Annotated in this window: 12 protein-coding genes; 5 read left to right on the forward strand and 7 right to left on the reverse strand. The window is 63.1% G+C overall.

Translation table 11 applies throughout. The features are described 5' to 3' along the window. Positions 1-294: 294 nt before the first annotated feature. The 7 genes from fucO to dnaX form a co-directional block, all read right to left on the reverse strand. Positions 295-1,440, reverse strand: a complete 1,146-nt coding sequence (gene fucO / locus CORGL_RS08450; RefSeq protein WP_245526905.1) for a lactaldehyde reductase — start codon at positions 1,438-1,440, stop codon at positions 295-297. Positions 1,441-1,650: 210 nt separating this feature from the next. Continuing rightward, positions 1,651-1,839 carry a hypothetical protein gene (locus CORGL_RS09975; RefSeq protein ID WP_172633557.1) on the reverse strand — a complete coding sequence of 63 codons (189 nt, stop codon included), beginning with the start codon at positions 1,837-1,839 and terminating at the stop codon, positions 1,651-1,653. Positions 1,840-2,000: 161 nt separating this feature from the next. After that, a complete protein-coding gene (locus CORGL_RS08460) occupies positions 2,001-5,249 on the reverse strand; it encodes a YDG domain-containing protein (RefSeq protein ID WP_013709488.1) in 3,249 nt (1,082 codons plus the stop codon). Positions 5,250-5,668: 419 nt separating this feature from the next. Next, positions 5,669-9,202, reverse strand: a complete 3,534-nt coding sequence (nifJ, locus tag CORGL_RS08465; protein ID WP_013709489.1) for a pyruvate:ferredoxin (flavodoxin) oxidoreductase — start codon at positions 9,200-9,202, stop codon at positions 5,669-5,671. Positions 9,203-9,549: 347 nt separating this feature from the next. Next, a complete protein-coding gene (gene recR, locus CORGL_RS08470; RefSeq protein WP_013709490.1) occupies positions 9,550-10,146 on the reverse strand; it encodes a recombination mediator RecR in 597 nt (198 codons plus the stop codon). A 27-nt stretch (positions 10,147-10,173) separates the two neighbouring features. Then, on the reverse strand, positions 10,174-10,485 hold the full coding sequence (locus CORGL_RS08475) for a YbaB/EbfC family nucleoid-associated protein (protein WP_013709491.1): 312 nt from the start codon (positions 10,483-10,485) through the stop codon (positions 10,174-10,176). Positions 10,486-10,658: 173 nt separating this feature from the next. Then, the gene (dnaX, locus tag CORGL_RS08480) at positions 10,659-12,854 is read right to left on the reverse strand and encodes a DNA polymerase III subunit gamma/tau (protein ID WP_013709492.1); all 2,196 of its coding nucleotides are present in this window, start codon (positions 12,852-12,854) and stop codon (positions 10,659-10,661) included. Between the two features lie 446 nt (positions 12,855-13,300). On the opposite strand from dnaX, the gene CORGL_RS08485 reads away from it, so the two are divergent. Genes CORGL_RS08485 through CORGL_RS08505 form a run of 5 tightly spaced genes read left to right on the forward strand, consistent with a single transcriptional unit; the run spans position 13,301 to position 21,120 of the window. Next, positions 13,301-15,151, forward strand: coding sequence for a serine/threonine-protein kinase (locus CORGL_RS08485; RefSeq protein WP_013709493.1), 1,851 nt, complete (start codon positions 13,301-13,303; stop codon positions 15,149-15,151). Positions 15,152-15,168: 17 nt separating this feature from the next. After that, positions 15,169-16,167 carry an FhaA domain-containing protein gene (locus CORGL_RS08490; RefSeq protein ID WP_013709494.1) on the forward strand — a complete coding sequence of 333 codons (999 nt, stop codon included), beginning with the start codon at positions 15,169-15,171 and terminating at the stop codon, positions 16,165-16,167. 8 nt (positions 16,168-16,175) lie between these two features. After that, positions 16,176-16,589 carry an FHA domain-containing protein gene (locus tag CORGL_RS08495; RefSeq protein WP_013709495.1) on the forward strand — a complete coding sequence of 138 codons (414 nt, stop codon included), beginning with the start codon at positions 16,176-16,178 and terminating at the stop codon, positions 16,587-16,589. Continuing rightward, positions 16,586-18,196, forward strand: coding sequence for a Stp1/IreP family PP2C-type Ser/Thr phosphatase (locus CORGL_RS08500; protein WP_013709496.1), 1,611 nt, complete (start codon positions 16,586-16,588; stop codon positions 18,194-18,196). Before CORGL_RS08495 ends, CORGL_RS08500 begins: the two co-directional genes overlap by 4 nt. After that, a complete protein-coding gene (locus tag CORGL_RS08505; protein WP_013709497.1) occupies positions 18,193-21,120 on the forward strand; it encodes an FtsW/RodA/SpoVE family cell cycle protein in 2,928 nt (975 codons plus the stop codon). Before CORGL_RS08500 ends, CORGL_RS08505 begins: the two co-directional genes overlap by 4 nt. Positions 21,121-21,125: the final 5 nt, after the last annotated feature.

The following is a 21,125-nucleotide window of genomic DNA, read 5'->3' on the forward strand; positions in this document are numbered from 1 at the left end:
GCAAGGTGGGTCATTTCTGGTGCAAAAGCGCGGTTTTGGTACAGAAAAGTTTTACTAACCCCCTGGTTTGAGGTAAAAAAACGCGCTTTTGTGAACTCGATGAGTCCGTCAACATCAGAGTCCGTCAACATCAGTAAGAGATGACCGCGAGAGATCATATTCGAGTGGCCGCTCCGCCCGTGATGACACCATCGAAGTGATCATGATATTCGGGCGTGATCGCGACGCCTTGTCGGCTCAAGGCGGGCGAGGCGTCGCGATCACGTGATCAATAGAGCTGCCCAGCAGCATATCCTACATCAGCTTGCGGAACAGATCCTTAAGCTCCTCGACGCTCGCCTCGCGCGGATTGCCCGGGGCGCAGGCGTCGGCATGTGCGGACTCGGCCAAGAAGTCCAGATCTGATTCGGAGAGAGCCTCGAGTTCTGCAGGGATTCCGACATCCTGGCCCAGCTTCTTCACTGCGGCGATCGCCTGCGCACGGCACTCGTCGAGCGGCATGCCATCGACATCTGCCACGCCCATGGCACGCGCGATCTCGCGATAGCGCTCGCCGGTGCAGCTCGCATTGAACTCCATGACGATAGGAAGCGCCATCGCACACGCCACGCCATGCGGGGTGTCATACACCGCACCGAGGGTATGCGCCATGGAGTGCGCGAGTCCCAAGCCGACGTTTGAGAACCCCATGCCGGCGATGTACTGAGCAAGCGCCATGCCCTCACGGCCCGATCCCGGCTGCTTCGATTTCGCCTCTGCCACCGCATCGCGCAGATGCTTCGAGATGAGCCTGATGGCCTCGATATGGAACATATCGGTCATAGCCCATGCGGCTCTTGTGGTATAGCCCTCGATCGCATGGGTGAGCGCATCCATGCCCGTTGCCGCGGTGAGCCCCACGGGCATGGATGTCATCATATCCGGATCGATCACGGCGACGACTGGTATGTCGTGCGGATCGACGCAGACGAACTTGCGCTTTCGCTCCACATCGGTGATCACGTAGTTGATCGTGACCTCCGCAGCGGTCCCGGCTGTCGTGGGAACCGCGATGATGGGCGCACAGGGGTTCTTTGTCGGTGCCACGCCCTCAAGGGATCGCACGTCAGAGAACTCGGGATTAGATGCGATGATGCCGATCGCCTTCGCGGTGTCCATGGAGGAACCGCCACCTATAGCGATGATGCAATTCGCTCCGGACGCGTTGTACGCTTGGACCCCGTGCTGCACGTTCTCAATCGTGGGATTGGGTTTGATGTCCTCGAACAGCTCATAGCAGATGTGCTCGCGATCGAGTATGTCGGTCACCTTCGCCGTTACGCCGAACCTCACCAGATCGGGATCGGATGCGACAAACGCGCGCTTGAGGCCACGGGCGCGCATCTCATCGGCAATCGCCTCGATGGCACCGGAACCATGATAGGAAGTTTCGTTGAGCATGATTCTCTGCATGATCGCAACCTCTCTCATCCAAGTGGACCAAGCGGGCTGCTCAGCCCTCCCTGTGCTTACTCTACTCTAAATTGCGGCCGGGGTCGAAAATGATTTTCGCTCGCGACAGACAGCGCCTCGTGAGCGCCTTTTGCCCACCCTGCTCGCTCTCATGCGCATCGCGTCCAACAGCGGTGATGAGGATTGTCCTCGCTCATCTCACAGAGCCCTCCACCTGCGACAGAACGGCACCATCAGAGACAGAGCCGCGCCGAGCGCGCAGATCGCCGCACCCCGTCGCGCGGACAAGCCGGAGGCGCCGCCCGCCGAGGGCAGCTCCGGTGCGACCGAGAAGGCTATGGCGACGGCGCGCCCCGATATTCTCGTTGGAATGGTCAGTATGACCAAAGATGCGACAATGGTCGAGCGGAAGCATCCTGCACAGTCCCATGTGTCCTCGTTCCTCCGCTCAATTACGATAACGGCCACCCGCACAGCGGATGGCCGTATAGAATCTTACGATTTCGCGAAACCCCGATCACGCGATAGCGACACCGCGTCCCGCGCGATCAGCCCCGGTGCCGGGCGCCCACCAGACAGATACCCCCAGCTGCCGCCAACGCGACGGCGACGGCGGTTGCAGCCCACGTTGCATCGCCGGAACCGGGCAAAGCGCCGCCGCGGTGCGGCTGCGTTTTCGCTTTTGCACCGGTCTTACCACCGGTCCTGCCGCCGCTGCTCTTCCCGCCGTCGGTCTTGCCGCCGCCGTCGGTCTTGCCTCCATCGGTGCCGCCGCCGTCGGTCTTGCCGCCGTCGTCGCCACCGCCCGAATCGGCCGGGGTGATGTCGGCCTTGGCGCTCAGGTGCGCATCGTCCATCAGGTAGTTCGAGGCGACGGGGCCCTCGCCGATCAGCGAGATCGTCACGTCGACGCGCTTGGCTTTGCCCACCGCGGCATCGGAGAACGCCGCCGCGACGGTGTAGTCCTGCTTCGGAGCGAGCCGCTCCTTGCCGACCAAGCCGGAGAAGGCGACGGCTGAGACGGTCGCACTTGTGTTGCCGTCGAAGACCTTGGAATCCACCTTCGCCGAACTCACTTCGATCGGCTTGCGCTCGATGGTCGCCGTTGTCTTGAATGCGCCGTCGAGGGTGTAGTTTGCAGCCACCGAGCTGTCTTGCGAGAGCTTGGCGGTGACGCTGACCTCCTTGTCAGCCCCTGCGTGGGAGTCGGCAAAGGTGCCGGACGCGGTGTAGTCATCCCCCGAGACGAGCTGCTCGCCGGCGACGAGGTTCGAGAATGCCAGATCCGAGACGGTCGCGTCGGTGGTCGCGTCGTAGACCTTCGAGTCCGCTTTAGCCTCGCTGATCTGAAGCGGGCGCCTGGAGATGTCGCCGCTTGCCATGTAGGGACTGCCCGACAGGGTGTAGTTGCCCGACAGCGGGCCTCCCTCGAGCAGCTCGACGTCGACCGGCACGTCCTTGCCGTTCGCGGCGCGCGCGTCGCCGAAGGCGGCACTCACCTGATAGTCGGTGCCCTGCGCGAGCTGATCGTCGCCCGCGAGGTTCTTGAACGTGACGCTGGATACGGTCGCCTCCGTCGTCCCATCATAGACCCGCGTTGCGATGTCCGCGGAGCCCACCGTGATCGGTCGGCGTGTGATATCGGACTTCGTCGTGATCGTGCCCGCGATTTTGTAGTTCGCGGCCGCTTGGGAGCCTTCCTTGAGCGTCACGGTGACGGTGACATCCTTGTCGGTAGCCGCTCGCGCGTCGGCGTAGGCGCCGGAGGCATCGTAATCGGTGCCCGCGACGAGCTTCTCACCTGACGCCAGGCCGCCGAACGTGACCTCGGGGACGGCCGAGACGGTGGTCGCGTCGTAGACCTTCGGCCCCACGGACGCGATCTTGATGGTGATCTGCCCCGGGTCGACATCGATGGTCGTATCCACGGTGTCGCCTTCCAAGCTGTAGTTGTGCGACCTACTGTTCAGCGAGGTGCTCCAATTGGTGATCTTCACGGTTGCCGGCCTGTTCGGTCCCGCGTTCGCATCGGCCAGCTTGCCTTGGAACTCATAGTCGTCCATGACACCGAAGTGCTCCCCCTCCACCGCGTTGTCGAACGTGAAGATCACGTCTTTTGGATTCGGGTAGATGGGAGGGCACCCGAACACGGTGGAGCCCGTGTAACTCAGATGGAAGAGGATCTTCGCGGACACGAGATGGGTGGGCCGCTTGGTTATGAAGGCCTCATAGCCCTCCAGCTCTGACTTCTGATCCGGCTCCTTGTTGGAGACGAACAGCGTGTAGGTCGTCTCGCTGGTGCCCATGCGAGCTATAGGGTCGCTGCGCGCCCAGATCATGTAGCTGCTTGCATCAGTTGTATGTCTCCCCAGCTCAGACCATATGTGCATGGTCGCATTGCTCCTGTAGGTAAGATGCGGGTGCGCATTGGCCAGCTGCTGGAGGTCCACCTCGCCGCCGGGCACCGAGAGCGTGAAGTCCTTCAGGGCCAGGGACGTTCCATCGTAGACCTTGCTGCCGCCGTTTTGGGTCACGGCAATCTGGAACTTGCCCTGGTTGTAGATGCGATATGGATACTTGTCCTTGGTGGCCGGATCTATGTTGTGCCACGCCACGTGCGGATCTCTGAGGCTCAGATTGTATATGTATCCGCAGTCTGTCAGATTCCTGTCTTTCACGCCTGCGGCCTGACCGCCCGCGAAGCATCCCCCCGTGATGTATCCCAGCGACACGTTCAAACCGTTGCCCGGGTCGATGGGCTTGCCGTTTTTCGAGGAGACGTCAAACCGTCCTCCCGATATCTTGATCAGCTGATCGTACTTGTCGCCTATGCCCGGATCGTCGCTTTGAGAGTATGCGTTAACGGTGCCGCCCGTGATCGCTATAACGCCTTGGCGCCCAGTTCCAAACTGAAAGTTGGAGCCGATCGCAGCGTCGTGCGCTTCCGTTCCTTCGTCCCCGTTGCTCGCCGTGACCGTCCCGCCGGAGATGGTAACACCGGTATTTACCCCGTTCTGACCGGACCCGATGCCCGCGCCGTAGGTTTTGGGACCGAGCGTCTTGCCTTCGACGGTTCCGCCGAAGATCTTGACGGTTCCGGTGTCTCCACTGATGTTCCTCTTCCCGGCGCCGCCGCCGATGCCCGCGGCGTAGCTCGGCCATCCGCGACCGTCGCACACGCCGGTCACGGTACCGCTCTCGATGTAGATGTTACCACCCGAGTGATGATAGCTGCCTCCGATGCCCGCGCCCCAGGCACCGAGATGCTTGGGATCGGTGCCAACTCCGACGCAGGTGGCCGTCAGGGACCCGGGCCCGGAAATGTCGATTTCCGGGACGCCCGGTTGAACGAAATGATCCGTGTACTGAATCTGCAGCCCCGCGTTGTCGCCCGCACTCGTGAGTTTGTTCGTGCCCTTGAGGGTCAGCTTCACGATGGCGCCTTTGGTGACGCCATCGCGGGTCTCCACCAGCTCCATCGCCGGCTTGCTCGTGTCGCCGCTCTCATCGATGTCGACCCCGTCGAAGGTCAGGTTCGCTTCGACTCCCTTGCCCACGACGATGCTGTCGGTGCCCTTCTGACCCGGAGTCGCCATGGAGAAGGTCAGGGTCGAGGACTTGGTGATCGTGACGGTGCCGTTCGCATAGGTGCAGGCGGTCTCGTCGCCGGTCACATGGAGGGAGCCGAACGTCGCGTCGGCGTAGGCGCTCCTGATCGGCACGGCCGCCAGCGCTCCGAGCAGCACCAGCCCGACGAGAAGCTGCCGTGAGCGGCTCCTCCGCTTCGTGATATTCACATGTTCCCCTTTCGCGATCCTGATTCACGCGAGCCGCAGCTTCACCCGAGTCGGCTCGGGTCGCGATCACGCCGTCACCTGACGTGTACCCGAATCCGAGAAGGGTCATACGCGTTCAGAAAAAGCCCCCCCCCTGCGGAGAGCGTATCGCCATCGCGGTCGGCGACATGCGGCTCGATGGTTTTGCGGATCGAAGACTTCTGCTCCCTGTCAGGTGATCGAGCAGCTGGAGAGGTGGCACTCGGGTCGATTGCGGGTGCAATCGAGGTGCCGTTGCAAGCGACCACCACAAAGCGTTGTGTCGGACACGGCCCGCAGATGACATCAGATCAAAAAAAACGCCCCATCCGCACAGGCGAATGGGGCGCTGCTAGCTCCGGCGGCAGGACTGTCGCCGGAGCCGTTGCTCGAAGGTCGGTCTACACGTCCGCGTACATGTCCTTGAGCTTCACAAGCTGCTGATAGCGAGCCATGGCAGCCTGCTCGTTTGCGGGGAACAGCTCTTTGGCGCGCTCGGGGAACTCGCGAGTCAGACGGCTGTAGCGAGCCTCGTTCATGAGGAACTCCTGGTATCCGCCGGAGGGCTCCTTTGAATCGAGGGAGAACTTCTTGCCCGTGGGCGCCGCCGGGTTGAAGCGGAACAGGTTCCAGTAGCCGCACTCGACGGCCTTCTTCATCTCGCCCTGGCAGTTTCTCATACCGCCCTTGATGGAGTGCATCTCGCAAGGGCTGTAGCCGATGACGAGCGACGGTCCCGGATAGGCCTCGGCCTCGGCGATCGCCTTGAGCGTCTGCGCCGGGTTCGCACCCATGGCGACCTGCGCCACGTAGACGTAGCCGTAGGTCATCGCGATCTCGGCGAGGCTCTTCTTCTTCATCACCTTGCCGGCTGCGTCGAACTGGGCCACCTGGCCGATGTTGGACGCCTTTGAAGCCTGTCCGCCGGTGTTTGAGTAGACCTCGGTGTCGAAGACGAGCACGTTGATGTCCTCGCCGGAGGCGAGCACGTGATCCAAGCCGCCAAATCCGATATCGTAGGCCCATCCGTCTCCGCCCATGACCCAGAAGGACTTCTTGGTCATGAAGGAGCGATCAGCCAAGATCCGCTTCGCGGCGTCGCAGCCGCACTTCTCAAGCTCGGCGATAAATGCCGCAGCCGCAGTCTTGCTGGCCTCGGCGTCATCCAGCGAATCGAGCCACGCCTGACCGGTCGTCTTCACGGCCTCGCGAGCACCATCCTTCGCGATGAGGGCCCGCGTAGCGGCGATGAGCTTGTTCTGAACGGCGTGATAGCCCAAGGACATGCCCAGACCATGCTCTGCATTGTCCTCGAACAGGGAGTTGTTCCACGCCGGGCCATGGCCCTCGGCATCGACGGTGTACGGTGCGGTCGCAGCGGGGTTGCCCCAGATCGAAGAGCACCCGGTGGCGTTGGCGATGAACATGCGATCGCCGACGAGCTGGGTGACCAGACGCGCATAGGCGGTCTCCGCGCAGCCCGCGCAGGAGCCGGAGAACTCGAGCAGCGGCTTCTTGAACTGGCTGCCCTTGACGTTGGTGGCGACGAGCTCGGTCTTCTCGGCGACATGGTTGACGCAGTACTCGAAGGTCTTCTCCTCGTCGAGCTCCTCAGAGGTCTCCTGCATGGTGAGAGCATCCTTCGGGCAGACCTTCGCGCAGTTGGTGCAGCCCATGCAGTCGAGCGGTGAGACGGCGATCGTGAACTTCATGCCCTTGGCCTTCGGTCCCATCGCATCGAGGGTACGCAGCCCCTCTGGTGCGGCGGCGACCTCTTCGTCGGTCAAGACGAACGGGCGGATCGTGGCGTGCGGGCACACGTAGGCGCACTGGTTGCACTGGATGCACTTCGTCTCGTCCCAGTGCGGCACCTGCACGGCGACGCCGCGCTTCTCGTAAGCGCTCGCGCCGAGTTCGAACTCCCCGTCGGCGTAGTCGGTGAACGCCGATACCGGCAGACTGTCACCTTCCATGCGGTTGACGGGCTCCATGATGCGCTCGACCTGATCGAGCACGGCAGCGCGGCCCTCTCGTGCGACGCGCACGTCCTCGTCGACGGCGTCGGCCCAGCTGGCGGGAATCTCGACCCTCTTGAACGCCGTCGCGCCGATCTCGATGGCCTTGTGGTTCATGTCGACGATGGCCTGCCCCTTTGAGAGGTAGGAGTGGGTCGCGGCATCCTTCATATAGCGAATGGCGTCCTCTTGCGGCAGGATCTTCGCGAGCGCGAAGAACGCCGACTGCAGGATGGTGTTCGTGCGCTTGCCCATGCCGATCTCAGCTGCCAGATCGATCGCGTTGATCGTGTAGACCTGGATGTCGTTCTCCACGATATAGCGCTTGGCCTCGGCATTGAGCTGGCGACCGAGTTCATCCACATCCCACTGGCAGTTGATGAGGAACGTGCCGCCGGGCTTGACATCGCGCACCATCTTGAAGCGCTTGGTGACGTAGCTCGGATTGTGGCAGGCGACGAAATCCGCCTTGGAGACGTAGTAGGGGCTGCGGATGGGCGAGCAGCCGAAACGCAGGTGGCTGATGGTCACGCCGCCGGTTTTCTTCGAATCGTACTGGAAGTAGGCCTGCACGTACTTGTCGGTGTGATCGCCGATGATCTTGATGGAGTTCTTGTTCGCACCGACCGTGCCGTCGCCGCCCAGACCCCAGAACTTGCACTCGACGGTACCCGGCGCCGAGGTGCTCGGCGCGCAGGGATCCTCGGCCAGCGAGAGATTCGTGACGTCATCGACGATGCCGACGGTGAACTCGCGGCGAGGCGCATCTGCCTTGAGCTCGTTGTAGATCGCGAACGCCGAGGCGGGCGGCGTGTCCTTGGAGCCCAAGCCGTAGCGACCGCCGATCACCGAGATATCGGTTCGACCAACCTCGTAGAGAGCGGAGACGATGTCCTCGTAGAGGGGCTCTCCGAGCGAACCGGGCTCCTTGGTGCGATCCATGACGGCGATCTTGCGCACGGTGGAGGGCAGCGCGTCGACGAAATGATCGATGGAGAACGGGCGGAACAGGCGGACCTTCACGAGGCCGACCTTCTCGCCGTGGGCGTTGAGGTAGTCCACGACCTCCTCGAGCACATCGCAGAACGACCCCATGCACACCACGACGCGGTCGGCGTCGGGCGCGCCGTAGTAGTTGAACAGCTCGTAGTTCGTGCCGAGCTTGGCGTTGACCTTATGCATGTAGTCCTCGACCACAGCCGGCAGGTTGTCGTAGACCGAATTGCCCGCCTCGCGGTGCTGGAAGAAGATGTCGCCGTTCTCGTGGCTGCCGCGCATGCGCGGGTGTTCCGGGTTGAGCGCGCTGTCGCGGAACGCCTGCACGGCATCCATGTCCGTGAGCTCGGCCAGATCATCGTAGTCCCACACGGCGATCTTCTGGATCTCGTGCGAGGTGCGGAACCCATCGAAAAAGTTCAGGAACGGCACGTGGCCCTTGATCGCGGCCAGGTGCGCCACAGCGCCCAGATCCATGACCTCTTGCACGTTGCCGTCGGCGAGCATGGCGAAACCGGTCTGGCGACAGGCCATGACATCGGAGTGGTCTCCGAAGATGTTGAGCGCATGCGACGCCACGGTTCGCGCTGATACATGGAAGACACCCGGCAGGTGCTCGCCGGCGATCTTGTACATGTTGGGGATCATGAGCAGCAGGCCCTGCGATGCCGTGTAGGTGGTGGTGAGCGCACCGGTCACAAGCGAGCCATGGACCGTGCCGGCGGCTCCGGCCTCGGACTGCATCTCGACGACTTTGACGGGCGTGCCGAAGATGTTCTTTTTCCCCTGTGCGGCCCAGATATCGACGTAGTCGGCCATCGGGCTGGAAGGCGTGATGGGGTAGATCCCCGCGACCTCCGTGAATGCATACGATACGTATGCAGCGGCGGTGTTGCCATCCATGGACTTGAACTGACGCTCCATATACCTTCTCCTCTCTTGTAGGTATATAGGTCCCGGAGACGCCTGCCGACCCGGGGTGTGAACGAGCATATAGGATATCGCAGAACGAAACGGCCGATCGAGCACCGCTCGATCGCATGGCAAGCGCTTCCCCTCGATAACGGATAGGATACTGCCGCTGCAATGATCCACAGGCACGCATATTGTACTCCGTCTTCGCGCATGCCGCACGCGAATCTGGCACTCGTCGAGAAAACGTGCATGGACCATCGTCTGCGGGGTGTCCCATCGCACTCGGAAGGGGGACCCCTATCGGACGCTCCCATCGAGGACACCGGATATCGAGCGATACGGACCCGCGACCTCGATCAAAGGGAACGTCGCGCCTCGATGGCTCGTCCGAGCGTCAGCTCGTCGGCATACTCCAGGTCCCCCCCCACGGGAAGACCGCTCGCCAAGCGCGAGACGCACACACCGAGCGGCTTGATCGCACGAGCCAGATAGCTCGCGGTCGTCTCCCCCTCGATGTTGGGATTCGTCGCGATGATGAGTTCCTCGATGTCCTCCGCGCCCAGCCGCGCGAGAAGCTCGCGCACGTGAAGCTGCTCGGGCCCGATCTTGTCCATGGGAGATATGACCCCGCCGAGCACGTGGTACAGACCGCGATAAGACCCTGTCCGCTCGATGGCGGAGACGTCACGCGGCTCGCTCACCACGCAGATGCGCGTTCGGTCGCGCGAGGTGTCCGAGCAGATCGAGCACTCCTGCTCCGTGGCATAGTTGAAGCACCGCGCGCAGAAGTGCACCTCCGTCTTGACCTGGATGATCGCCGCAGCGAGGCGGCGCGCCTGCTCGGGATCCGCCTCAAGCAGATGATAGGCGATGCGCTGCGCGGACTTCGGACCGATTCCGGGAAGCCTGCCCAGCTCATCGAGAAGTATCTGAAGACTGCGATCAGCTGACATCGATATCCCCTTGAGTGCCCGCGGCGCCTAAAATGGCAGACCCGGCATGTTGAGTCCGCCCGCGATACCGCCCATCTGCTTGTTCGCGATGTCGTTGATGCCCCTCAAGGCCTCGTTCACCGCCGCTATGATCATATCTTGAAGAAGCTCGGCATCCTCGGGATCGAGCGCCTCCGGATCGATCGTGAGCGAGGTCAGCTCCATCTCGCCGTTCACGGTGACCTTGACCGTGCCGCCTCCCGCGGACGCGTCCACGGTTGTCTGGGCGAGATCCTCCTGCGCGGCCGCGAGCTGCTCTTGCATCTTGCGGGCCTGCTTCATCATCTGCTGCATGTCCATAGCCGACTGCCTGTCCTCTCGGGCGGCCGCGCGGCCGCATCGCCTCTTGTCCGTGAGATCGTACCATGCGCGGGACGGCGCAGCGAAAACACCATCAAAGCCGGGAGGCGACCGCACGCGGGCTGAGCGTCGCCAAAAGTCGCAGGAGCCGTTTCGACGCCCCCTCCCCTCGCTCACAGGGTGTCTTTGATCACGACCCCGTCGCCGAAAACGCTGCCGAGCAGATCCGCTGCATCGATCTCGGACTCCGCCGCCGTCGGAGCCGCAGCTGATGCGGCCTGGGTGGGATCGGGCTCGAATCCCGCATCGGCGGCAGATCGCGTCTGCGCGGCACCCGTCTGAGCCGGCCGTTCATCGGTGGCCGGTCGATCACGAACCGCGGCGTCGCTCGTCGAGACCTTGGATCCCGCCTGCGGGAGGTCGACATCAAAGGGCGGCACGCTCTCATGCTCATCGGAGGCATCGCCGGCAGAGGTCGTCGACTCGACCTGATCGGCGGCGGGCGAGACTGGCTCGGGCCCAGCGGGGCGCCGGACCTCACGTCGCGGCTGCGCGCGCTCGGGATGTCCATCCATGCGGTACTCGATGGTGCGCGCTCCGAAGACCGACTGGGCGATAGGGGCGATCAACTCGTGCGAGTCCGGCCGACTGAGCATCTTGATGGCGAACCCCGAGCCGGCGGGCAACTCAACTATCAGGATCGCTCCGTCATCCGAGCGCAGACGCGAACTTTGAAGCAGGGCGCCTCGCGATGGCTGGGCTGCGGTCACCCGCTTCACGACCTCTTGCCACCTTCGCCCGAGATCACCGATATCGACAACCGGACGCGCGACCTCGGCGGAGGAGGGATTCGCAGGCGGCGCGGAAGCGGATGGCGCGACCATCCGGGGCACCGACGCAGGTGTCGCATCGTCGGCGGGCGCTGCCTCCGGGGCGGTGGGCGCCGATACGGGAGCATCCCGGGGGACGGGACGCGATGCGGCGACGTCGGCCCGCGCGGAGGCGGACGAGGACGCAGCGGTCTGCAGGGGGGCAGCCGGGGCCGGGGCAGCCGGGGCGGCTGTCGAGCCGGCAGCGAATCCTCGGCGAGGCCCGGGCGCGGCATCCGACCCCGCGCGGGCCGACTTCTCGGACACGCCGACGGCTGCCGCCCCACCCCGAGGGGATTCAACGCGACGTGTGATCCCGTCGAGCGTCGCGCTGTCGGCCGCTCGCGCGAGAGCGCGCTCCATCCGCTCGACGCGCTCCGCCAGCGACTCGAGCGTGAGATCGGACTCGGGCCGGGCAAGCCGCGCGAGCGCGATCTCGAGCACCAGCCGGACATCTGCCGCCGTGCGCATCTCGAGCGCGGCGTCGTCGAGCACGGTGAGCACGCGCGACAGTCTCTCGACGCTCTCGAAGCGCCGCGCCTCCTCCTCAAGGGCGGCCAGCTCCTCCGCAGATCCCTCGATGAGCGTCCGGTGGGGACCGGCCACCCGCAGCATGTACACATCGCGGACGTGCGCAACGAGGTCGCGGGTCAGCTCGAGCAGATCGCCGCCGCCCTCGATCTGGGCGGCAACGGCCTCGAACAGGCCGACGACATCGCGCGAGGCGATTCCGTGGCTGAACTCGGTGAGCACGCTGGAGGCCACCTCGCCCAGAAGGGTGTGAGCGTCTTGGGCGCGGACGGATCCGTTGCCGAATACGGAAAGCTGCTCAAGCGTCGACAATGCGTCGCGCATGCCGCCGCGCGCATGCCTGGCCACGATTTCCAGAGCCTCCTCGTCGCGCTCGAAGCCCTCTGCGTCGCAGATCAGAGCAAGCCGCGCCACGATGTCCGCGCACGAGATGCGACGGAAGTCGAATCGCTGACAGCGCGACAGGATCGTCTCGGGGATCTTGTGCGGATCGGTGGTGCACAGCACGAAGACGACGTGCGCGGGCGGCTCCTCGAGGGTTTTCAGCAGCGCGTTGAACGCTGCCGTGGTCAGCATATGAACCTCGTCGATGATGTATATCTTGTGACTGCCGCGTACCGGTGCGAAGTTCACCGATCCGATGATCTCCTCACGGACGTTGTCCACTCCGGTGCGTGAAGCGGCATCGAGCTCATAGACATCCGGATGGGTCCCGTCCGCGATCAGGCTGCACTCGGCGCAGGTGCCATCGGGCATGCAGCCGCCGCTGCCCTCGGAGCGCTCGCACAGCAGCGCTTTGGCGAGGATGCGCGCCATGGTGGTCTTGCCGGTGCCTCGCGGACCGCAGAACAGATACGCGTGGGAGCAGCGCCCCTCCGCTATGGCGTGCTCAAGTGTCGAGACGACGTGGTCCTGACCGACGACGCTGTCAAACGTGAGCGGGCGGTACGTTCTGTAGAGCGAATCCATCGGATCTCTCCTAACCGTTTGGTTTCGGTGACTGAGGCCTGCCCGAGACAGGCGGCGCTCGATGCCCCGGAGGCTGTCTCGATAGGGGAAGAGCTATCGATAGACAGCTGTCTTCACCTTTTCCCCATCTCGAACCCCGCTCGTCTGCGTGCGCTGCCGCGCGGTCGGTGGCGATTCGCGCACGAAGGCGTCGTAGGCCGCGAAGCGGATCCACCATCGCAGGCGGGACCTCCTGTGTCGCTTATGCTACTCTTTTTAACCCCCGTCCGGGGAGCACCCATCTCGTATGATACCTTGTAGACTCAGCGCGCGGTATCCGAGCAATGAAGCAACACGACTCGGGCGCACGAGACATCCGGGCGCGATCGGGGTGCGTGCTAAAATAGTTGTTCTGTAAGCCAGTTTTGCGCAGCTCGTCAGAAACTCAGCCGCCTCAGAGGAAGATCATGCCGAACCTCTCGCAACATACCACCGGTGCCACCGTGACCGGACCTGCTGCAGCAAGCACCAGAGCCTCCTCGCTGCTCAGGCGCTACCGTCCGATCGCGACGCGTGCCGCAGGGGGGTTCGGCATGGTCGAGATCTGTCTCGACGCGCGGCTTCAGCGTCGCGTCGCCATAAAGCGCATGCCCCTGGCCCCGCCGGGCAGCAACGAGCCCATGGAGACGATCGCCACCGCACTCGCCGAAGCCCGCACGGCGAGCCTGCTGCCTCATCCCAACATCGTCACGGTCTTTGACTTCTCCTACGATGAGACCTATGCCTACTTGGTCATGGAATACATCAACGGCCTGTCGCTCGAGGAACTCCTCCAGGGCATCGAGGGAAACTCGCTGACGTTCGATGAGACGGCATACGTCGCGGACGCCCTCACGCAAGCGCTCTCCTATGCGCATGAGAACGGTGCGCTGCATCTCGATATCAAACCCGCCAACGTGCTCATCGATCGCGAGGGCCATGTGAAGCTGACGGACTTCGGCATGGCGACGCTCACCAGCGCGGCGGGGTTCGGATCGGCGCGAGGCGGCACGGTCGACTACATGTCGCCAGAACAGCTCAGGGGCGAGCGGGTCGACGAGAGAAGCGATGTGTTCTCACTTGCCTGCGTGCTCTATGAGGCACTCTGCTCGACCAGTCCTTTTCGCGCAGAAACCACCGAGGAGTCCCTCAAGCGAATGGAGCAGGATATCGTCGCGCCTCATGTTCTGCTCCCCGACATATCGTCCTATTCGGAGGATGCGCTGTTGCGGGCTCTGCGCGTGAATCCGGAAGACCGCCTAGGCAGCGTCAACGAGTTCGGCTCGTTGTTCCTCTACGGTCTGGGCGAGGTGCGCCCCGGAGGGAAGAGCCTGTCGAGCATCGTTGTGCGCCTCGCATCTGACGAGGAGCAGGAATCCGACGGAGAGGACGCCTCATCGACGAAGACGCAAGGCGCGGAGCAGGAGCGCCGCCTCGATCCTGCGGAGGGCACCTTGGGCAGCAGGCTTGACAAAGCCCGCGACATCGTCGTCGGCGCCATCGCAGCAATCTCGGTCGCGGTCGTCTTCTTCCGGATACTGCAGATCATGGGTGCCATCCAAGGCGTCGGCGGCTATCTGCTGTGCGGCATCGAGTCGGCTGCCATCGGCGCGATCGCGGGCCTGGCACCGCCGATCGGAGCCGTGCTTCTCGCCACGGGCTTCCTGATGACGATACTCGATCACACGGCGATCTTCTCGGTGCTCCCCGTAGCGGTTGTCGCGCTTGCGCTCGTGGGTGGCTGGTGGTATGCATGCGGTCGGGTATGGACGGCTGCGTCCGCGGTATTCGTGTCGCTCAGTGCTCTTGCGCTCATCTGCGGCGATGCCACGCTGGGAGCAGGTCTGGCGATTGTGGTGGCTGCCTACTTCCTCCCGCCGATCGCAGCGGCGGGCACCTGCGCGCTCGGCATCGCCTTCTCCCGTCTGATGCTTGCGGTCTCCTTCGGCGGCGGCGCGCTGGACGCGTTCGCGGCGGCGCGAGCGTTGAGTGCGCCCATGCTCTGGATCTCGATCGCGGCGCTCTCCGCGGCGGCTGCGCTTACGAGCCTTGTGCTTGAATCGCTTTGGGAGCGCGCGCGAGAGAATCGGGGCACGGGCCTTCTCGCGCCAGCGTGCCTCGTTCCCGGAATTATGGTCGTTTTGCTTCCCGCTCTTGCTAACCCTATGGAAATTGCCAGCCTGGGACTGCTGGGCTTCCTCCTGCGGATATGCGTGGCGACTCTATCCTCTATACTTGTTTGGTTATGTGTACGAGTACTTGGATATCGCAAAAGCTAATCGGAGGGTGATAGCTCGTGAACTTCCTGAATATCTTCGAGGATCACGTGGCGAGCATATTCGGCGCTTCCCGGGCGCCCTTTTCATTCAAGAAGCTCGCCAAGCGGGCGGCCCGCGAGATGGAACAGCAGACATTATCACTGGATGGGGTCAACACAGCGCCCGCTCTGTACACGATTCTCGTCGCAAGTGCAGACGATCCCCTGCTGTCGCCCTACTATATCGAACTGGCGCGCGAGGTCAGCGACTTCGTGAAAGCGCAGATCGAGAAGAAGCGCTTCGCGCTCATCGGAGAGCCTCTCGTTCGTTTCATGGTCGATCCGTCGCTCAAGGAGGGCAAGTTCACCGTCTTCGCGGAAAACGTCGATGCGCCGACGTTGGGCCGGCTCTATGAGGAGGAGCGCGCCTATCAGAGCGGCTTGTCCGCGGGCGGCGGCGAGGAGATGCGGCCGGTTCGCGATACGCCTGCCGATCCCCGCGAACCTCGATCTCTGCGGGGATCCGTTCCTCTGGTGAGCTCGCGCGTCCCCTCGCCGATCGAGCCCGCCGCAGGCGTTGCAGGTGCAGCGGTCGCCGACCCGTTCGCACCGACCGCGCCGGACCCTGCCGTCGTGCCCGTCCGCAGGACCGTTCCGCGAGACGAGCTTCTCGGTCTTGGCGGGGCCGCTGCGACAGGCGCCGAAAGCGTCGCCGTCAACATGGTCGGCTCGCGTGCCCCGCAGGCCCCCGCTCAGCCGCTTGCTCACCTCGTCGATGTCGTCACCGGCGACATCTTCAACATCACCGAAGCCCAGTGCATCATCGGCCGCGAGCGCTCCATGACCGACATCACGCTGCGCGACCCGAACGTGTCGCGTCGCCACGCGCGTCTGACCTTCACCGGCGCCGATTGGTCGATCGAGGACCTGAACTCGACAAACGGAACGCACGTCAACAATCGTCCGGTCAGCAGGTCGCCGTTGCGTAGCGGCGATTTGCTGACATTCGGACTCAACACGTTTGAATTTAGGGGCTGATACGCCGCATGATTGATATCGTCTTGTATGCGGGAAGGATCGCGCTGGTCGTTCTGCTCTACATTTTCCTGTTCGCGGTCATGAAGACCGGAGTGGGGCTTGTGCGCGGACAGCGGCGCGACTCGGCTATCTGGACCATCGATGTCGACAAGGGACCGCGCGGCATCCGGGGCATTCACGTGGACATGCTCGGTCCGGTCATCGTCGGTCGCTCTCCCTCGTCGGACATCTGCGTGAACGAGCCGTTCGTCTCGGCATCGCACGCGCGCTTCTCGCTGCAGGGGCCCTCGCTCATCATCGAGGATCTGAACTCGCTTAACGGCACGCTCGTGAACGGCAAAGAGCTCTCCGATCCCACCACGCTCCGAGAGGGCGATGAGGTGCAGATCGGCGATGTCGTCATGAAAGTGAATCGCCGATGACGGAAGAAAAGCGCATCGATTCGACAGAGGAGGGGTCCTGTGCGTCGCCGGAGCAGACGACGCAGGGTCTCGCAGACGCCTTCGAGAAGGATTTCACCGAGCAGCCCGATCCGGCCTCAGGCGATGACGCATCGTGCGAGACGGCATCCGAGACGACTGAGGAGCCGGATCGGAAAGACGAGATCTCGCAACCGAAGGACACCAGAGAGCGCGCAGCCCAGCAGAGCTCCCCGGAGGACACGGCTGAGATCGATTCGTCGGCTATCGAGACGAGGATCGGTGCTCCCGACTCGACCATGGACTTCGAGCCGATTTCACTCGAGCGGGTGGAGACCGATTCGACCTATGATGCGGGCACGACCACGGCGCTGATGTGGGGCGCGCGCTCAGATGTCGGTAGCGTGCGCACGCACAACGAGGACTCCTATCTCGTTCAGTCCCCTCTGTTCTGCGTCTGCGACGGAATGGGGGGACACGCCGCCGGCGAGGTCGCCTCCTCGATCGCTGTGAAAACGATATCGAAGACTGCGCCGCCCTCGGCCAATCCGGCGCTGCTGGGCAGTTCGGTGGAGGCGGCGAACGCCGCGATCATCGAGGCGGCGGCCAACGGCCTGGGCAAGCCCGGCATGGGCTGCACGGCGACCGCCGCCTACATCGAGGGCACGACCGTGGCGATCGCCCATGTCGGCGACTCTCGCGCCTATCTCTTGCATGCGGGAACGCTCATCCGGATCACGCGCGATCACTCCTACGTAGAGGAGTTGATCGACGCTGGCCAGATCACAGCCGACGAGGCCCGCGTCCATCCCAATCGATCGGTCATCACGCGTGCACTCGGCTCGGATCCGGCGATGTATGCCGACCACTTTCAGCTGAACATCGAGATGGGGGATCGTCTCATCCTGTGCTCTGATGGGCTGTCGAGCATGATTCCGGACGAGGAGATCGAGAGGATCTCCATCCAGTCCGATACGGCTCAGATCTGCACGGACAACCTTGTCGACGCGGCGCTCGCGCACGGAGGATCAGACAACGTGACCGTACTGGTCATCGATGTCGTAGACGATGGACGGCTCCGCAAGATCCTGCGTCGGCGGCGACGCAACCTGATCATCGCGGCATGCTCGCTTCTTCTCACGATCGCGGCAGCCGTCGGCATCGCGTTTTTTCTCGTCACGAACTCGACCTACCTCGGTTCCAATAGCGGCAAGGTCGCCATCTACTCGGGGGTGCCCTCCTCGTTCATGGGTCTCAAGTTCAGCTGGCTTCAGGACACCACGTCGATCAAGCTCGAAGATCTCCCCGAGGACACGCGAGCTCGCCTCCAAGGCGGAATCCCGCAGAAAAGCTACGATGAAGCGATGGACACCATCTCAAAATACCGCAAGCAGATCGACGAGGAGCAGACCCGTCAGGCGAACGACGCCGCGGCGATTCGCAAGAACAAGAACGAGCCGGAGCCGTCGGCGGATTCTCCTGCTACCCCCCCATCCGATGATGCCACCGCGGAATCGCAGGGCGATCCCGCGCAAGGCGATACGCTCGATCAGGATGAAAGCGGACTCGCCGGCACGCTCGCTCCCACGAACGGAGGCGATGCGCAATGAGCTCGCGCCGCAACACCGAGCTGTTTCTTCTGGTCGCAGCCGCGTTTCCCGTGACGCTGCTCTATGCGATGTACGTCGTCGCCATCGGATCGTCCCTATCGGCCCAGGCCCTGGCGGTTCCGATCGGTTTGTTCGCCGCTTTCGCCGCGGCTCACATCGCCGTTCGCATCTTCGCGGCCGGTGCCGATCCGGCGCTCTTGCCGATCGTGTTCATCCTCTCCGGCGTGGGGATCACGTTCGTCACGCGGCTGGAACCGTCCCTTGCCATGAACCAGCTCATCTACTTGTTTATCGCGATCGGTCTCATGATCGGTACGCTCGCTGTCGTCAAGAACCTCGATATGATCAAGCGATACAAGTTCACGCTCGGATTCATCGGTATCTTGCTGCTGGTGCTCCCGATGTTTATCGGGACCGAGATCTCCGGATCGAAGCTGTGGATCAACATCGGCAACATCGCGAGCATTCAGCCCGGCGAGTTCGCGAAGTTCTTCATCGTTTTGTTCCTGGCCGGATACCTCGCGGAGAACCGCGAGCTGCTCTCGATCTCGAGCCACTCGATTCTGGGGTTCAAGCTCCCTCGGTTGCGCCTGCTCATGCCCTTGTTCATCGTCTGGGCGATATGCGTGCTCATCGTCGTGTTCGAACGCGATCTCGGTAGCGCCCTTCTGTTTTACACCTTGTTCCTCATCATGCTCTATGCCGCCACCGGACGCATCTCATATGTGATCATCGGTATCGTCTTGCTGGTCATCGGTGGAACCGGTGCCTTCCAGGTCCTGAACCACGTGCGCACCCGCTTCGAGATCTGGATGGATCCGTTCGCCGATCCCTCCGGTTCCGGAATGCAGATCGTCCAGTCGCTGTTCTCACTCGCCGACGGCGGCTTCGTCGGAACGGGCATCGGCAAGGGACTTGCGACAAAGATTCCCGTAGTCGGCTCGGACTTCATCTTCTCCGGCATCGGCGAGGAGATGGGTCTTCTGGGTGGCGCGGCCGTTCTTCTGCTTTTCATGCTCTTCGCCGTCCGCGGTCTCACCACCGCTGCTCGCGCGAAGTCGGATCTCGCGGCTTTCTCCGCGACCGGTCTCACGGCCGCGATCTCGTTTCAGGCCTTCCTCATCGTGGGGGGCGTCACCCGCCTCATCCCGCTCACCGGCGTCACGCTTCCCTTCATGAGCCAAGGCGGCACCTCGTTGCTGGCGAGCTTCGTCATCATCGCACTGCTCATGCGAGCCGGCGATGAGGCAACCGGCCGCGAGGCGGAGCTGGCTGGCTCCGGGGTGGTCAAAGCGCTGGCGAGCGCACCCGGCGCACCCAATCCGGGCACCACCGCTGGCAACGCGAGAGCGATTCCCTCGACCGACGCCCGACCGCGCGCGCGGTCGCGCGGGGTCGGCTCTCATGCGCAACCTACTCCGCGCATGCGGCGCCACCTGCTCGAGACCCCCGAATCCGGTGTCTTGGGACGGGTCGCGCTCGCAAAGCGCCTTACGCGCACGGTCGTGCTGTTCACGGCTCTGTTCGCCATGCTCATCGCCAACCTGACATACATTCAAGTCATCAAAGCGGACGAGTATCGCAACATGAGCATCAACAACCATACCATCGAGCGCACGCAGCGCATCAAGCGCGGATCCATCATCACTTCCGATGGCGTCACACTCGCTGAATCGCTGCGCCAAGGTGACGGCACCTACAAGCGCACCTATCCGAACGGCAACCTGGCAGCCCATACCGTGGGCTACTATTCACAGCGTTACGGTGCAACCGGTGTCGAGAAATCGCAGAATCGCACGCTGAGCGGCTCAAAAGATTATTCGAGCTGGGAGAACGCACTGAGCTCGCTTGCAGGCATCGCGCAACCCGGAAACTCCGTGAAGCTCACGATCGACTCGCGTATCCAAAAGGCCGCCGAGTCGGCCCTGAAGGGTCTCAAGGGCTCCATCGTCGTGCTCGATCCGCGTACCGGCGCAGTCATCGCGAAGGCCAATGCGCCCACCTACGACAACACTGACTCCGATAGCATCGCTGCGGTTTTGAACAGCGGATCAGATGAGTCAAAGGGGTCGATGTTCGATCGGGCGACGCAGGCGCTCTATACACCGGGCTCCACGTTCAAGGTCGTGACCCTTTCCGCTGCGCTCGAGACGGGCACCGCGACGCTCGAGACGAAATTCAATTCTCCGAGCTCCATGAACATCGGCGGAGCAGACGTTACAAATGTCAACAGGGCGAACTTCGGAACCGTCTCATTGCGAAGGGCATTCGAGGTCTCCTCCAACGTGGTCTATGGCCAGGTTGCGGGCAAACTTGGCGCAGACAAGCTCGTACTGTTCGCAAAGGCGTTCGGCTTCGGACAATCACTCGGGCAGGACTTCTCCACAAGCGCCTCATATATGCCCAAGCCACAGGAGATGAAGGCGTGGGAACTCGCTTGGGCGGGCGCAGGACAGCCCGTCGGGCAGGGCCACAAGCCCGGTCCGCAGCTGACGACGATGCAAAACGCCGTCATCGCCGCTGCGATCGCAAACGGCGGCATCGCCATGGATCCCTATATCTGCGGTCAGATTCTGGCCCCAGACGGGACCGTCATCAAATCGACGCAACCCCGATCTCTCGGTCAGGCGGTGAGCGCAGGTACCGCCGATCAGGTGAAGAGCGCTATGCTCGATGTCGTCCAGCGCGGCACCGGACGAGAAGCCGCTATCAAAGGCGTCAAGGTGGCGGGAAAGACCGGAACCGGAGAGACCAACTTGGCCTCGAAAGAGAATGCGAACTCGACATTCGTCGGCTTCGCCCCCTATGACACCCCAACCGTCGCCATCTCGGTGGTGATCGAGAACTACTATGAGAGCAACGTCACAGCCGCATCGGTCGCAGGCAAGATCCTTGCCGCAGCACTTGCCGTACAGGGGTCGTGAGGACC

Source organism: Coriobacterium glomerans PW2 (assembly GCF_000195315.1).
Taxonomy (GTDB): domain Bacteria; phylum Actinomycetota; class Coriobacteriia; order Coriobacteriales; family Coriobacteriaceae; genus Coriobacterium; species Coriobacterium glomerans.

Coding starts and splice junctions, on each gene's coding strand:
- CORGL_RS08505 (WP_013709497.1), top strand. CDS start 18,193: ATGAGCTCGCGCCGCAACACCGAGCTGTTTCTTCTGGTCGCAGCCGCG.
- fucO (WP_245526905.1), bottom strand. CDS start 1,440: ATGCTCAACGAAACTTCCTATCATGGTTCCGGTGCCATCGAGGCGATT.
- CORGL_RS08485 (WP_013709493.1), top strand. CDS start 13,301: ATGCCGAACCTCTCGCAACATACCACCGGTGCCACCGTGACCGGACCT.
- CORGL_RS08500 (WP_013709496.1), top strand. CDS start 16,586: ATGACGGAAGAAAAGCGCATCGATTCGACAGAGGAGGGGTCCTGTGCG.
- CORGL_RS08495 (WP_013709495.1), top strand. CDS start 16,176: ATGATTGATATCGTCTTGTATGCGGGAAGGATCGCGCTGGTCGTTCTG.
- recR (WP_013709490.1), bottom strand. CDS start 10,146: ATGTCAGCTGATCGCAGTCTTCAGATACTTCTCGATGAGCTGGGCAGG.
- dnaX (WP_013709492.1), bottom strand. CDS start 12,854: ATGGATTCGCTCTACAGAACGTACCGCCCGCTCACGTTTGACAGCGTC.
- CORGL_RS08475 (WP_013709491.1), bottom strand. CDS start 10,485: ATGGACATGCAGCAGATGATGAAGCAGGCCCGCAAGATGCAAGAGCAG.
- nifJ (WP_013709489.1), bottom strand. CDS start 9,202: ATGGAGCGTCAGTTCAAGTCCATGGATGGCAACACCGCCGCTGCATAC.